Below are 15,975 nucleotides of genomic sequence, written 5' to 3' on the forward strand. Positions count from 1 at the left end.
GGCCCACAAGGCGACACTGGCCCACAAGGCGACACTGGCCCGCAAGGCCCAACCGGCCCACAAGGTCCAACTGGCCCACAAGGCGATACCGGCCCACAAGGCCCAACCGGACCTGGTACAACTGGTTCGGGCGCTGTACCAATGCTTTATGTTACAATAGCAAACGGGGCAGCTAACCAAAATCTCGTTTATGTAATTAATGGCCTTTCCAATCTAATTGTAGCTACTGTGCCTGTCGGCTCTGGCTCTCAAGACGGCGGAGATGTCGATATTATGAATAATCGTATATATATTCCTAATCAAACTATAGGTACTGTCTCCGTTATTGACGGACGTATAAATCAAGTCATACAAACCTTCACAGTTGGTACTTCCCCTAACGGAGCGACCTTAAATACAAACAGACAACGTTTATATTTAGCACAAGTCCCAGCTACTAACTTAGTTACGGATCTTGATTTGCTAACGGGTACGACTTCCATCATTTCAGTTGGCAATAGTAACCGGAAGTCCAGCTTTGATAGTATTAATAACCGCTTATATATACCAAATACGGGTAGCGGTACCGTCAGTGTCGTTGACACGGAGAATAACAACACGATCGTTGCAACCATTACTACTGGAGGCCAACCACATATTATAGGGGTTGACCCATTGAACAATACCATTTATGTTCCGCTGTTTAATAACTTTGTCGCTGCTTATGATACCAATAGCCTTCTTGCTGTAGCCACCATTACTTGCGGAGCTTCTGCTACTTGGGTTACGGTTGATCGTGTAAACAATCGTGCATACTGTAGTAACTTTGGTGGAGCAAGTGTCACAGTCATTGATACAACGATGAAGACCGTTGTAGGTACGATTACGCTTACTGGAAGTACCAATATACACGGAAACTCAATGAATCCACTTACAAGTGTCATGCAAAATAATTTCCCTATCAATGCCCTCTATGTAGCGAGTTCTGCAAATAGAATATCAGTTGCTGATCGATCAACGAACCAGTTTGTCAGGATTATCAGTATTCCTTCCCAAACAAGGTGGATCGGTGTAAATCCTTACAGTTCTGGTTAATCTGACATGCTTGTCATAACAAGATTCATAGGTAGAGGGAGAGCGCATGGTTTGGCTCCCTCTCTATTTCTTGCGTAACACCTTATTTATCCTATTTCTTTAAAGAATAAATACATATAAAATACATAATAGAGTGACTTTACGAAAGGGGATCTACGAAATGACCCAACCAGCATGGACTCCTAGTCAACAAACAATAGAAGAGAGCAGACTGTATCAGTTTATGAAAAAACTTGGTTTTTCTGACGTTGAGGAATTTCGAAAGCAATCCATTCACGATGTAGCATGGTTTTGGGAGAATGTTGTTCAAGATTTAGGAATTCACTGGACAACGCCATACCGTCAGGTTTTAGATCAAGCCGACGGAGTCGAGCATGCCAAATGGTTTGTAGACGGCAAGATGAATGTAGCGTATAACACATTGGATCGATTTTTAGAAGATCCGGTTTCGCGTGATCGAGTGGCGATTGTGTATGAAAATGAATCAGGAAAACAAGGCCGATGGACTTATCAACAGTTGTGGGAAGAAGTAAATAAGTGTGCCAATGGATTACAATTATTGGGTCTAGTTGCTGGTGATCGTGTCGCGATCTACCTGCCCATGATTGTAGAAAATGTGGTAGCCATGCTAGCAATTGCGAAAATCGGAGCTATTTTCTCCCCTTGCTTCTCAGGCTTTGGAGCCGATGCATTATCGACTCGGATCAATGACTGCCAAGCTCGATTCCTAATCACAGCAGATGGCTTTACCCGTCGTGGTAAGGTAGTGTCGATGAAAGCGGAAGCCGATCGTGCTGTAAAACAATCACTGTCCATTGAAAAAGTCATTGTTGTATCTAATTTAGGTAATGAGGTCTCTATGACGGATGATAGAGACCTTCTATGGACTTCTGTGATGACAAATATGAAACCGCTTCCATGTTACCCAACTGATGCCAATGATCCATTTATGATTATCTATACTTCTGGAACAACAGGCCGCCCGAAGGGAACGGTTCATGTACACGCCGGATTTCCGATTAAGGCAGCATTTGACGAAGGATATTGTATGGATGTGCGTAAAGAGGATGTAATTTGCTGGGTTACTGATATGGGATGGATGATGGGACCGTGGAAAGTGTTTGGGACACTGTTAAACGGTGCCACAATTGTATTGTTTGATGGAACCCCTGATTACCCGAATCCAGGGAGATTGTGGGAGTTAGTAGAAAAGTACCAAATTACACATCTTGGAATTTCTCCTACTTTAATTCGTGTGTTAATGAAACAAGGAGAGACCTTTGTGGAGGCGCATGATATAAGCAGTCTACGTGTGTTTGGGTCTACGGGTGAGCCTTGGAATCCAGATCCATGGAACTGGCTGTTTGAAAAAGTAGGAAAGAAACAGGTCCCGATTTTTAATTATTCAGGAGGAACTGAGATCTCAGGTGGCATTCTCGGAAATGTCATCGTCAAACCACAAGTTCCATGTGGATTTAATATGGTGATTCCGGGGATGGATATAGAAATATACAATGAAGAGGGTCAGCCGGTTCGAGGCGAAGTAGGCGAGTTGGTAATTAGAAAACCGTGGGTGGGAATGACACAAGGTTTTTGGCAGGATGATATACGGTATCTGGAAGCTTATTGGAGTCGTTGGCCGAAGACATGGGTGCATGGCGATTGGGTCCAGATGGATGAATCAGGCATGTACTACATTACAGGGCGCTCGGATGATACGATCAAAATCGCCGGAAAGCGTCTCGGACCAGCCGAGATGGAATCCGTTTTAGTAGCACATCCGATGGTGATTGAAGCGGTCACCATCGGAGTTCCAGATGCCGATAAAGGAGAAGCGGCTGTTTGCTTTGTAGTAGTAAAAGTCGATCCTGATCATTCGTCAGCAGAACTTGCTTTAGAAATACGTAGCTTTGTTGGAGAACGGATGGGAAAAGCATTACGCCCGAAAATAGTCCATTTGATTCAGGAACTACCTAAAACTCGAAATGGAAAAATTCTGCGCCGTGTCGTGAAAGCAGCCTATACGGGAAAGTCGCTCGGAGATCTATCCTCATTAGAAAACCCAAAATCGGTAGAAGAGATACACAAAGTGTCAATGGTAATGGACTAAAAATCGAGACTTTGAGAGAGCTATGTAGGGATTCTACAAAGTTCTCTCTTTTATTTCCTAAATACAGAGGGAAAAAGAAGTTAGTTTTGGTAATATAAAAATGGGTAGTAGTATAATTATATTTTCATATTATTAATTTATTAGCTAGTTAGTTTATATAGTTAACTTGTATATAAATACTTACATATTAATCTGATAATAAAATAAAGTAGTTTGTAGCGTAAAATTCATATTTTCGTCAACTAAAATGTGACTCAAATAAGACCTTACTTACGTATTAATATATAGAGAGGTGTCGGTTATCGAATGTTCCGGGTGTTTAAAAAGAACGTTATCAACCAGCCCGATTTTGAAAAGAGAGTAGAACAGATCCAATCTACCGACTCTCCACTGCAACGCGACCAATTATTACGCGAATTAGAACCTCATGTGGCACGGATGGCATCACGCGTTTGTCAAAGAGTAATCACTAAGCATGATGATGAATATATGATTGCCTACTCCGCGATGGATGAGGCGATTGAACGATTTCAAACCATAGAAGAGGGTTCATTTCTAGCATTTGCATTTGTAGTGATCAGAGGGCGTCTAATTGACTATTATCGTCATGAAAAAAAGCACCAGAATCAAATACCGCTAGAGGTGCCGGGGTATGCTGATTCTGAGAGTGAAATGCTTCACCCAGAATTAAATCATCACTCAGTTGAACGATATCAAGCGATGGGACAAGTTGAGCAAGTTCGTAACGATATTGCGTTTTTCACAAGCGCTTTAGAGGTGCATGGCATCACATTGGAAGAGGTAGTAAAAAAGTGTCCGAAACATCGAGACACACGTGAAAGTATGTTGGAAATTGCGAAGACGATTGTGTCAAAGCCTACATACCTCCAGTCTTTTTACCAATCGGCCAAACTAGATAAAGAATTAATGAAGGAGTTAGGGTATCATCGTCGAACACTTACGAGACATAGGGTATATTTAATTGCTTTGACGATCATCTTGTCAGAAGATGTTCCGTATATGAAAAGTTACCTTGTCAATAGAAATGAGGAACAATGATGCGTCGAGGTATCATTTTAGAAATAAAAGAAAAGCATTGGATCGTCATGAGTGCTGATGGATCGTTTGAAAAAGTAAATAACATAGACCCACTTGCTAAGGTGGGAGAAGAAGTAGAACTCTCTCATATCGTAGAGGAAAAGCCGTCTCTGCTAAAGAAAAAGTGGCTTGCCCCGATTGGTGGAGTAGCAACTGCAGTGGCCTGTGCAGTGATGTTCTTCTTCTCATCTTTTTTCTCAGAAGAAACACATGCAACTGAAACATATTTTTATGTAGATATTAATGCTGGGATGAAGATTGGAGTGAACGAGGAAAATGATGTCGTTTCTATCACAGCTATGGATCAAAACGATACAAAAGCCCAGAATTTGGCTACTAAACTGAATCAGAAACTGAAAAAGGATAAACCAAGTATAAGTAGATTTACAAAACAAATGATTCATGAGGCAGAGCGCGAAGGGTTAGTTAATGCGAATGATACCGTTATTCTCTCGTTATTTGATGATGATAAGCATCGTTTAGAGCAAAAAAAGATTCAAAAGGAATTTATCGATCAAACCAACTTTCATCATGTGACACTAGCGGCGATTACGCTCCCAGCAGAAGCGAAAGGTCATGTAAAGTCTAAAAATCTGACGCCTAGTAAATATGCTGTATGGGCATTAGCAAAAAAAGAGGGGCAGCCGATTCCGATGAAGGAATTAAAAAGTAAGCCTATTTCGGAAGTTGTTCAAGAGAACAAGTCGATTGAGAATATACTAGCAGACAACAAGCAAATTGAACTGAAGCAATTCAAACCAGTAGCTCCTCAGACAGAAGGAAACGATCTACTTAAGAAACAGTCTAACGACAAACAAAACAAGGAACTAAGTCCACCTCCAACTAGTCAACCAAAAGAGAATGAGGAAAGTTCAAAACAACAGAAACCGGAATCTAGTAATCCAGAAGATCCAGTATCTGTTCCGTCCGCGTCGAAAACGGATAATAGTAAAAAAAGCGAATAAAGCCAACAAATATAGCGATCAGGGAGCCATAGTAGGCTCCTTTTCCTTTTTCCAAGTACTTAAAAGCGTAACCGTGTTAATATAATTACCTGACACTAACAAGCATATTTGATAAAATGGTGATGTCTGAATACATCTATTTTTTGTTATAATGTTTATCAACATTATGATAATAAGAGGGGCGATCCAAGCTGGAGAACCGTTGGTTAATCACAGAAATAAATGATGGAGTCTGTAGAGTTCAAATCAACCGACCTGAAGCGTTAAACGCACTTAATACGGAATTGGTTCGTGCGATTGCAGATACATTGGAGAAATGTGATCGAAACGGAGAGGTTCGTTGTATGATTCTGACGGGGATCGATCAGGCATTTGCCGCTGGAGCTGATATCCATGAGATGAAATCACTTTCTCCAAGTGATTTCCTTCATTCCCATTTTTTTAAAGATTGGGAACGAATTCGGCGGATCAAGAAGCCCGTCATTGCTCAAGTAAGCGGATTTGTCTTGGGTGGTGGTTGCGAACTGGCGATGATTTGCGATTGTATCATTGCTTCAGAGACAGCGGTGTTTGGTCAACCTGAGATTCGTCTAGGTGTCATTCCGGGTGCAGGGGGTACACAACGTCTCACCCGAGCGCTTGGTAAATCGAAGGCAATGGAAATGATTTTAACCGGCCGAACGATAACGGCCGAGGAGGCAGCAACTACGGGATTAATTAGCAGAGTGGTTCCAGGCGATCGGCTGGAAGAAGAGGTCAGATCTTTAACAAAAGCCATAGCCTCCCATGCTCCACTTGCCATTCAACTAGCTAAGCAATCTGTTTTAAATGCCGCAGAATCAGGTCTTGCTGAAGGGCTATTGCTCGAACAAAATAGCTTTTATCTCTTATTTTCAACAAATGACCAAGATGAAGGATTCGACGCTTTTTTAGAGAAACGGAAGCCCCAATTTCATGGAAACTAACGCGCCAGGAGGAATATGACATGACTTTTTCAACATTGTTATATCAATTAGAGGACGGTGTAGCTACGATTACGCTAAATCGTCCAGAATTATTTAATGCCCTTAATACAGAGCTACTAAGAGAGTTAACAGAAGCATTTCGTATGGCAAATCAAGATTCAGAAGCACGTGTAGTCATTTTAACTGGCTCTGGAAAAGCATTTTGCTCGGGACAAGATTTAAGAGAAGCAAGCCAATTGTTGACTGGACAACCAAAGCTTGAGGTGGAAGTTCGCCAGCGCTACAACCCACTTATTCAACAGATGTATGCGATGGATAAACCGACGATTGCCGCAGTAAATGGGGTTGCCGCAGGTGCTGGATGCAGTTTGGCTCTAGCATGTGATATGCGCATTGTCGCTTCCCAAACGAAATTTACACTCGCTTTTGTACGAATTGGATTAGTCCCAGACAGTGGAGCTTCCTTCTTCTTACCGCGTCTAGTGGGAGTAGGCCGTGCTCTAGAACTTCTGACTACAGGGAGAGATGTTTCTGCGACAGAAGCCGTGGAAATTGGAATGGCGAATAAATTGGTTTCAGCCTCCGAATTGGAAAGCGAAACATTGCAGTTAGCAAAGCAACTTGCCAAGGGCCCTACCAAAGCCATTGCCATGACCAGAAAAATGGCGTATCAATCCATGGAGTCCTCGTTAGACGACATGTTAGAGCAAGAAGCAATGAATCAAGGTGAGTCTGGACGTACTAGAGACTTCCTTGAAGGAGTACGTTCATTTGCTGAGAAGCGTTTGCCAGATTTCAAAGGAAAGTAACTCATCGAAACGCTTTTCAAGCAAGTCCTAAACCGCCCATCTTCGTATGGGCAGAGTCTATTTTTTCTGAGTATTAAAACAGAAGAGGTGAAGGACTGGTGGAAGAGAATCGAACTGAGTATGTGATGAAGGATATATTTGATTGCATGGAAGAAGGAGGGCATGAGCAAGTTACCTTTTTCCGCCATGATAAATCGGGATTACGTGCGATTGTAGCGATTCATGATTCTACTTTGGGTCCAGCCCTAGGTGGTTGTCGAATGATTCCCTACTCTTCTACCCAAGAGGCACTTGATGATGTACTACAACTATCACGAGGGATGACTCATAAATGTGCCATAGCAGATGTGGATTTCGGTGGAGGGAAAATGGTGATCTTACCTGATTCTTCTCATACTGAAAAGTCACCCGAGCTATTTCGAGCAGTGGGTCGATTTGTAGGGAGTTTACAAGGTCGATTTTATACTGGAACGGATATGGGCACTACTCCTGAAGACTTTATTCATGCGGCGAAAGAATCAAAATACATCGTAGGCCTACCCGAATATTACGGCGGGAGTGGAGACACTTCTATTTCTACAGCGATGGGTGTCCTACAAGGCATGCGGGCGACGGCGGAGTATTTATATGGATCTGAGTCATTAGAGGGAAAAGTGATTGCCATTCAAGGAATCGGAAAAGTGGGTGCGAGACTTGCTGGTCTTCTATTGGCTGAAGGGGCCGAGTTAATCATCGCCGATGTACATCTCCCATCTTGTTTAATCATTCAACGGATGTCCCCGGAATCGGTTGAGATTACAACGACACATAAAATTTTAGAGACACCTTGTGACTTCTTGGTTCCTTGTGCCAGAGGCGGGATTGTGAACACTTCCAATATACATCAATTTCGTTGTCGAGCAATTATCGGTTCGGCTAACAATCAGTTAGAAAATGATGAATGTGCCGATTTATTAGCCCAAAGAGAAATTTTATATGCCCCAGACTATTTGGTAAATGCAGGTGGTTTGATCCAAGTAGCAATGGAGATCTTACAGAAAACAAAAGAATGCGCGGAAGAAAAGGCTCGCTTTATTTACGAGATGCTTCTTCAGGTATACAAACGTGCTGAACAACACCAGATCTCCACTTGTCAGGCTGCCAATGAAATTGTTGAGGAACGGTTAGAAAAAATAGCCGATATTCGCAGAATTTATCTTGGATAGTCATAGACATAAGTGGGGGGAGATAACTTTGATTCAGTGGGTAACACCAAAAGGAAAGTTGACTAAACAGGGCTTACAGCATTGGTCAAAATTCTCTAGCGATGAAAAAAGAGAATGGCTTCGCTTTATGATACTGGCTCGCCAATTTGATCGTCGCGCGATTTTATTACAACGGCAAGGGAGGATCGGAACGTACGCCCCGTTAGAAGGACAAGAAGCGGCACAGATAGGAAGTGCGATGGCACTCCATCCGATGGATTGGGTCTTTCCTAGCTATAGAGAGCACGGGGTTGCACTAAAAGTAGGGATGCCGATTTCACAGGTATTTCTCTATTGGATGGGCAGAGTAGAAGGTTGTAGGCCGCCAGAAGGGGTCAGATTGATGCCTCCAACAGTGCCAATTGCCACACAGATTCCTCAAGCAGTAGGCGCAGCTTGGGCGAGTAAGCTAAGGAAGGAAACATTTGTCTCAGTTGCCTATTTTGGCGATGGCGCTACATCAGAGGGAGACTTTCATGAAGGATTAAACTTCGCTGGTGTATTTAAATTACCTGTCATCTTCTTTTGCCAAAACAATGGATATGCGATCAGCGTTCCCTTTAGCCGTCAATCTGCTAGTCCAACGATTGCTGAGCGAGCGAAAGCATACCGAATTCCAGGCGTTCTTGTAGATGGAAATGATGTGTTTGCCGTACGAGGTGTAATGGAAGAAGCGATTACAAGGGCCCGTAACGGGGATGGCCCTACTCTTATTGAAGCAGTGACGTATCGCAAAGGTTCTCATACGACGGCCGATGATGCTACCCGATATCGTTCCTCAGATGAGGTGAAAGAATGGATTGAAGAGAGAGACCCGGTTGAAAGATGGAAAACCTGTCTCTTGCATGAAGGACTAATTAGCCTCGAAGAGATCGAAAGTTGGCATCAGCACTGCGATGAACAGGTTGACCAAGGAATTAGAGAAGCCGAATCCTCCACACCTGCACGAGCCACTCATCTGTTCGAACACGTTTATCACCAAGTATCTCGAAAATTAATGAGGCAAAAAACAGAATGTGAAACGAGGGAAATACCATGGCTCAACTAACGATGGTACAAGCGATTTGTGATGCTTTGCAAGTTGCTCTTGAGGAGATGCCAGAGGTACTGCTCTTGGGGGAGGATATCGGGAAAAATGGTGGTGTATTTCGTGCTACGGATGGTTTATGGGAGCAATTTGGCGATGAGAGAGTGATCGATACCCCTCTTGCAGAAGCGGGAATCATCGGTAGTTCAATTGGCTTAGCGGTAAATGGCTTTAAACCCGTTGTAGAGGTCCAGTTTCTTACTTTTATCTATCCAGCTTTTGAACAGATTATCTCGCATATTGCGAGGCTTCATACCCGAACGCAAGGAGCATTTCCTAACTCTATCGTGATTCGAGCTCCTTATGGTGGTGGAATTCGTGCACCTGAACTCCATTCCGATTCCACAGAGACCTTTTTTGTCCATACTCCAGGATTAAAAGTAGTTGTTCCCTCTACGCCTAGTGATGCAAAGGGACTTTTGCTAGCGGCGATTAAACAACCAGATCCCGTTATTTTTCTAGAGCCAATGAAGTTATACCGTGCCTTTAAAGAAGATGTTCCTACTGGTTGGTATGAGATCCCTTTAGGCACAGCTCGATTGATGCAAACTGGAACGGATGTAACGATCCTAGCGTGGGGAGCAATGGTTCCGATCGCGATGCAGGGAGCAAGTGAGTGTGAAAAAAGTGGCATCTCCTGTGAGGTGATCGATCTTCGAACGCTAGATCCCGTAGATGAAGAGATGATTATTCAATCGGTTATTAAAACAGGGCGGGTTGTTATGGTTCAAGAAGCGCCTCGTACGCTGGGTCTTGGTTCTGAATTGATGGCGATGATTCAAGAGCAGGCTTTTTACTCCTTGGAAGCACCGATGATTCGGGTAACCAGCTATGATGTGCCCGTGCCGATGTATGCCCTAGAAGACGAATTTCGACCAACGGCTGAGAAAGTTGCCCAAGCAGTATACAAAGTGGTTCAAGAGGGAGGGAAATAAAATTGATTCCATTCCGATTGCCAGATATAGGCGAGGGTGTGACAGAGGCTGAGATTGTAAAGTGGCTTGTACAAGAAGGAGAAATCGTGTCGCAAGATCAAGCCGTAGTTGAAGTACAAACAGATAAGGCGGTTGTCGAACTACCTTCTCCTCAAGCAGGGCGCGTTTGCCGGTTATATGGTGAGGGAAATGAGACGGTGAAAGTGGGAGAAGCTTTATTTTATATCGATTCGGCTACGCAGCAGGATGACACGGATCGCATACAGGAAACTGATATCCAAGAATCATCCTTTTCAAATCAAAAGTCTACACGACCATTATCCCCAAAAGCATTAGCCTCACCCGCAGTAAGAAAACAAGCCCGACAATTAGGAATAGATTTAGCTCGTATTAAAGGTTCAGGTCCGGGAGGCAGGGTTTTAAAAAGTGACCTAGAACGACAGCTAAATACTGCATCTTCCCCCATTCAAGCTACTCAAGCAGAAGAATTTCACGATACCCCTATTTTAAGTTCCAGCCTATCTAATTTCACTAACCAAGCCATCCATCCATCCGAAACGGAAATCGTTCAAATACCTCTAACACCCATTCGAAAAGTCATTTCCAGAAGACTACTTTTATCTACTACTACCAAACCACATGCTACCCACTTTGATCAATTAGATGTTTCTGGATTAGTGAGATGGAGAGCCCGATCAGCCCAATTAAATGGCTCAAAGATTTCGTACACAGCCATTTTGCTCAAAATGATTTCTTGTGTTTTGAAAAAATACCCAATATGGAACGCCCATTTTAATGAAGAGGAGCAAATGATCTATCAACACTCATCCGTTCACATCGGAGTCGCGACCGATACGCCACAAGGATTACTGGTCCCGGTTATAAAGGAGATCGGACAGAAAAAGCTGAATGACATCTCCATTGAATTACAAGACCTCATCACTTTGGCACGCACGGGAAAGCTGGGACCCAATAAAATGACTGGGAGTACCTTTACGATAAGTAACGCAGGTGTATTAGGAGGAGAGTGGGCCACACCCATTATCCAATCACCTGAAATCGGAGTTTTAGCGATTCATCCCATTCGGCAACTCCCCATTGTAAATGAATCAGGTGAATTGGCTGTTGGTTGGAGAATGAACGTATCACTTAGTTTTGATCATCGTGTTGTAGATGGTGCGGATGCGATTCGCTTTACGGAGGCATTACAAACCTTCACCCAAGACCCTAGCAACATGCTAGTTATGTTAGCTTAACCAAGCTGAGTAGAAGGGAGAAAAAACCCTTCTATTTTTATTTACTCATTTTTCGAATTTCATCCAAATGAATAGATGTATGCGGTTAAAAGATAATTGATTTTTAAAAAATATTATGCAATAATAAATAAAAAATATTTTTTTAATATATCATATAAAAATATGCTTAACCATGATAAATATTTTCTTACAAAATAAAGGGATTGAGAGAAAATTTATGAGAACGCAGCTTTCATTAGAGGCTAAAAAAATTTTATTTTCTGTTTTTCTGACTAATATTGGCAACGGCACACATACCATTGCAATGAGTTTGCTAATGTACAGAAATACGGGTTCTGTCGTAGCCTTTGGTTTTGTCATTATATTTGAACATTTAGTCTCTTTTCTGTTGCAATTTATAGCGGGTTCAATGGTAGATCGTGGAAACCCAAAGTGGATATGTGTGATATGTGATGTAGGGAGAGGGATCACTATCATCGTGATTGCGGCCGCGATGAGCTTGACGGATCAATGGTTTTATTATGTCATCGCTCTTACGTTGGTGATTAATATATGCAAACCTTTTTATCAATCTGCTACATTTAGTATCATACCTAATTTGTGCAAAGGCGAAAGCTTGCAAAAATTTAATGCAATGGTAGGCACTAGCTCTCAGCTTGGAACGATCATTGGAACTGTTTCAGCTGCTCCACTCATTGCATTTATGGATACCAGTTTTGTCATTTTGATTAATGGTGTTACCTATGTCTTAGCTGGACTAGCCATTGCGTGGGCAGTCATTCCTAAAATTGAGACAAAAGAGTCTATTGAGACGGATATTTGGATTGGAAATCTGTGGAGAGATTGGAAAGAAGTTTTCTACTTGCTCAAACGTGAAACATCTCTTTGGCTTCATTCCCTCATATCAGCTACTGACTTTCTAGTCATTATGTTTTTTAATTTGACCCTCGTACCGATGGTGACTAAGAAGTTTCAAGAGAACTATTTTTGGCTGTCTGCATTTGAATTTAGCTTCGCCGCTGGAGCGATTGTTACTTCGCTATTCACGACGCGAATTATTCGGAGGGTGGGAACAACAAGACTGTCTTTTATGGGGATTATCATGCAAGGAGTATTACTCTTGCTATACGCTTTCGTGGATCACTGGCTGGCGATTATGATCATTAGTTTCTGTTTAGCTTCTTGGAATGTGCTTTCGATTGTTGTAATGCTTAGCACATTGCAGCAACGCTGTGTCGGACCTATTCGGGGGCGAATATCGTCACTTCGGCAGTTTTCGGTATTATTTTTAACCAGTATCTTGGTTCCTCTGGTCAGTTATGGTACCGATCAATCCCTGTCAACGGGATATTTTCTAGCAGGTACTGTGTGCTTACTAATGGGAGTGGGTGTCTGGGTTTTGAGACATCCCAAGCTGTTTGGAGAGAACTTATTCCATAAAAAAATAAAATCTGATCCGTAAACAGATGAGCCAACGGGGATGTAGTTGGCTTTTTTGCTGTTTATTTGTATATCACAGCGACCTATATCGCATAATATCAGCAAATTGGAACGATTAAATGAGGTTGGATGTTATGGATACAGTTACGTTAGCTCGTGCATTTTTCGGAACTTCTCTTGCCTTTCATATTATCTTTGCAACATTGGGCATCGGTTTATCGTTTATGGTTTTCCTAGCTGAAGTACTTCATCTATGGAAAAAGGATAACGATTACTTTATCATGGCGAAGCGATGGACAAAGGCGATTGCCATCTTACTGGGTGTTGCCATACCTAGTGGTACCATTGTAGGGGTGCAACTTTCCTTACTTTGGCCAGGATTTATGAAAATAGTAGGTCAAGTAATTGCAGTTCCGTTTAAAATCGAGATCTTTGCTTTCTTTTTGGAGGCACTCGCATTATCTATTTATGTGTATGCTGCAGATCGTTTGCGCCCCGTGACAAGAATCTTCTCTGTATTCTTAGTCGCGGTAGGTGCTACTGCTTCCGCTGTTTTAATTACATCGGCGAATACATGGATGAATACACCTGCTGGATTTCAGATGAGACCAGATGGAACGATTACCAACGTAGATCCATGGAAGGCGTTTTTCAATCCTACCTTCTGGAGCACCTCGTACCATGTAGTGGTTACGGCTCTGATGACAGGAGGGTTTGCGATTGTCTCCATTGCCGCTTATAAGTGGTTGAAGCAGCGGAATGATTCAAAAGAATCTATGATCCATCGAAAGGCATTGGTGCTTTCACTCGTAGTTGCCTTACTCTTTTCCTTTCTAACTGCTTTAAGTGGACACACATCCGCCCAAATGCTCCATCTCCATAACCCAGCCAAACTTGCCGCGGCTGAAGGATTATTTGAGACCCAAAAATACGCACCCCTTGCAGTTGGAGGATATGTGGACCCTGAAACCCATAAAGTGAAGTTTGGAGTAGAAGTTCCGTTTCTATTAAGTTGGTTGGCCGCGGGGCGTTTTGACACCGAAGTGAAAGGGTTATATGAATTTCCTCAAGATACATGGCCGCCGTTTTATACTCATTTATTGTTCAATGTCATGGTTGGATTAGGAACATTATTACTTATGATTGCGGCAATCGGGTTGTATATGTACTGGAGGAGAATGATACGAAGAGGAGATCCCTACCCTAGATGGCTCTTATGGATCCTTGCTCTTACAGGGCCTTTGTCTATACTTTCAATTGAGTTTGGATGGATTTTTAGTTGTAGTGGAAGGCAACCTTGGACGATTTATGGGATTCAACGAACCAGTGAAGCAGCAACTACAGCACCACATCTAGGAATCTTATTCTTCATGTTTGGTGCTGTGTATTTGTTCCTAGCAGTTCTCGTCGTGATTGTCATGAAATCCTATTTTCATAGAAATCCAATTCAAAAGGATATTGAGCGATATCTATCATAGATGAAGACCAAGGAGGAGTATGTACATGATAGAGCCGAAAATTGCCATTTTAGTAATTTGGATCTTAGTTTTTATCTATAGTATTGCAGGTTCGATTGACTTTGGTGCTAGCTTTTGGGCCATGATCTATACAAAAAAAAATACGCAGTCAAGTGAAATTGCGAATCGATTTCTCTCCCCCACTTGGGAGATTAACAATACAATCTTAGTATTGCTGGTTGTGGCAGTTGTCGGATTCTTCCCGCAAGCGGCTTTTACGTTTGGAACTGTTTTGCTTGTACCAGTAAGTTTAATCCTATTACTCATTTTGCTTCGAAGTTCCTTTATGGTATTTGCCTATTCTGTACAGGGCTATAGCCGAACCTTGCGCACCGTGTCTGGTTTAACAGGCGTATTAGTGCCGGCTTTATTAATTAGTGCTCTCCCAGTGACTGAAGGCGGTTTTGTTCATATAGGCCCTCGAGGACCTGAGTTAGATTTCGGGATTTTTTTCTCGAGCCCATCGGTTTATATGTACATGTTATTTGGACTTACTTCTGAGTTATTCTTGTCCTCCTTGTTTTTGGCGGACTACTCAAAAGAAAGCAATGATCAGAGAGCTTATAAAGTTTATAGACGGAATGCAATCTTATTTGGACCTATCACGTTAGTAGTGGCAGTTGTTACACTATTATCTTTTAGGCCAGAAGCAAGCTGGCTACTTAGCAACATCAGTCGTTATCAGAATTGGTTTGTGCTCTCTATTATCATGTTCGTTATCGGCTATTCGGCGTTATGGTGGAGCGACCGAGGGAAAAAGCTAGAGGGCAAGCCGAGGATTGCTGTTATCTTTGTGATTCTTCAATATGGGATTGCTACTTTTGCATATGGCACCTCGCATCTTCCGTACATTGTGTATCCGTATCTCACAGTGGGGGATGCTTTTACTAATATTAATACCTTCTACTCCTTGTTAAATGTGCTTGGTTTGGGGCTCGCAATCCTGCTTCCTGGTTTCATTGTTTTCTGGGCTTTATTCTTAAAGGACAAGAGATATCTACAAAGGAAATAGAGACTCGCCTGCTTTTTACATTTGGAGTTTATTTTTTTAAAAATAGTTGTTGACGATTTGTGTGTGGCATGATACATTATTACATGTCGCCGCGATGCGGTGGACAACCAATAACGAAATAATGCACCTTGAAAATTAGATACAGAAATGAAGAAAGATAGAAGACATCATTAAACACATGAGTCTTCCGTCATGTTGCATTCACCGAAAATGTGATTACCGAGAAATAACAAACCTTTGTAGGTTAAGCTACTAAGGGCACACGGAGGATGCCTTGGCGCCAAGAGCCGATGAAGGACGGGACGAACACCGATATGCTTCGGGGAGCTGTAAGTGAGCTTTGATCCGGAGATTTCCGAATGGGGCAACCCACCTGCTTGAAGAGCAGGTATCGCTAGCTGAATACATAGGCTAGTGGAAGGCATACCGGGGGAACTGAAACATCTAAGTACCCCGAGGAAGA

Annotated in this window: 13 protein-coding genes and 1 rRNA gene; all 14 read left to right on the top strand. The window is 42.5% G+C overall.

Going from position 1 to position 15,975, the window contains the following annotated elements:
* Positions 1 to 1,074, top strand: a 1,074-nt coding sequence (locus BT147_RS14475) for a YncE family protein (RefSeq protein WP_143188029.1), incomplete at its 5' end; no start/stop codon positions are given.
* A gap of 160 nt (positions 1,075 to 1,234) precedes the next feature.
* Positions 1,235 to 3,184, top strand: coding sequence for an AMP-binding protein (locus tag BT147_RS14480; RefSeq protein WP_072336945.1), 1,950 nt, complete (start codon positions 1,235 to 1,237; stop codon positions 3,182 to 3,184).
* Between the two features lie 306 nt (positions 3,185 to 3,490).
* Entirely contained in the window at positions 3,491 to 4,243 is a 753-nt protein-coding gene (locus BT147_RS14485; protein ID WP_072336947.1) for a sigma factor, read from the top strand.
* Positions 4,243 to 5,247, top strand: coding sequence for an anti-sigma factor domain-containing protein (locus BT147_RS14490; RefSeq protein ID WP_072336949.1), 1,005 nt, complete (start codon positions 4,243 to 4,245; stop codon positions 5,245 to 5,247). The genes BT147_RS14485 and BT147_RS14490 overlap by 1 nt, the downstream gene beginning before the upstream one ends.
* Before the next feature lie 218 nt (positions 5,248 to 5,465).
* Positions 5,466 to 6,212: an enoyl-CoA hydratase-related protein gene (locus tag BT147_RS14495; protein WP_353640712.1), complete on the top strand. Its 747-nt coding sequence runs from the start codon at positions 5,466 to 5,468 to the stop codon at positions 6,210 to 6,212.
* A 20-nt stretch (positions 6,213 to 6,232) separates the two neighbouring features.
* Positions 6,233 to 7,021: an enoyl-CoA hydratase/isomerase family protein gene (locus BT147_RS14500; protein WP_072336953.1), complete on the top strand. Its 789-nt coding sequence runs from the start codon at positions 6,233 to 6,235 to the stop codon at positions 7,019 to 7,021.
* 98 nt (positions 7,022 to 7,119) lie between these two features.
* Positions 7,120 to 8,226 carry a Glu/Leu/Phe/Val family dehydrogenase gene (locus BT147_RS14505; RefSeq protein ID WP_286119540.1) on the top strand — a complete coding sequence of 369 codons (1,107 nt, stop codon included), beginning with the start codon at positions 7,120 to 7,122 and terminating at the stop codon, positions 8,224 to 8,226.
* 28 nt (positions 8,227 to 8,254) lie between these two features.
* The gene (gene pdhA / locus BT147_RS14510; RefSeq protein ID WP_177239858.1) at positions 8,255 to 9,313 is read left to right on the top strand and encodes a pyruvate dehydrogenase (acetyl-transferring) E1 component subunit alpha; all 1,059 of its coding nucleotides are present in this window, start codon (positions 8,255 to 8,257) and stop codon (positions 9,311 to 9,313) included.
* Positions 9,301 to 10,287: an alpha-ketoacid dehydrogenase subunit beta gene (locus BT147_RS14515; RefSeq protein ID WP_072336957.1), complete on the top strand. Its 987-nt coding sequence runs from the start codon at positions 9,301 to 9,303 to the stop codon at positions 10,285 to 10,287. Before pdhA ends, BT147_RS14515 begins: the two co-directional genes overlap by 13 nt.
* A gap of 2 nt (positions 10,288 to 10,289) precedes the next feature.
* Positions 10,290 to 11,543, top strand: coding sequence for a dihydrolipoamide acetyltransferase family protein (locus BT147_RS14520; RefSeq protein WP_072336959.1), 1,254 nt, complete (start codon positions 10,290 to 10,292; stop codon positions 11,541 to 11,543).
* 217 nt (positions 11,544 to 11,760) lie between these two features.
* Complete coding sequence (locus BT147_RS14525; protein ID WP_072336961.1) at positions 11,761 to 13,005, top strand: MFS transporter; 1,245 nt, start codon at positions 11,761 to 11,763, stop codon at positions 13,003 to 13,005.
* 112 nt (positions 13,006 to 13,117) lie between these two features.
* Positions 13,118 to 14,461: a cytochrome ubiquinol oxidase subunit I gene (locus tag BT147_RS14530; protein WP_072336963.1), complete on the top strand. Its 1,344-nt coding sequence runs from the start codon at positions 13,118 to 13,120 to the stop codon at positions 14,459 to 14,461.
* 25 nt (positions 14,462 to 14,486) lie between these two features.
* Positions 14,487 to 15,512 carry a cytochrome d ubiquinol oxidase subunit II gene (locus tag BT147_RS14535; protein ID WP_072336966.1) on the top strand — a complete coding sequence of 342 codons (1,026 nt, stop codon included), beginning with the start codon at positions 14,487 to 14,489 and terminating at the stop codon, positions 15,510 to 15,512.
* A 242-nt stretch (positions 15,513 to 15,754) separates the two neighbouring features.
* Positions 15,755 to 15,975 (top strand): 23S ribosomal RNA (locus BT147_RS14540); the annotation flags it as partial.

It is taken from the genome of Thermoactinomyces sp. DSM 45891, assembly GCF_900119485.1.
Taxonomy (GTDB): domain Bacteria; phylum Bacillota; class Bacilli; order Thermoactinomycetales; family Thermoactinomycetaceae; genus Baia.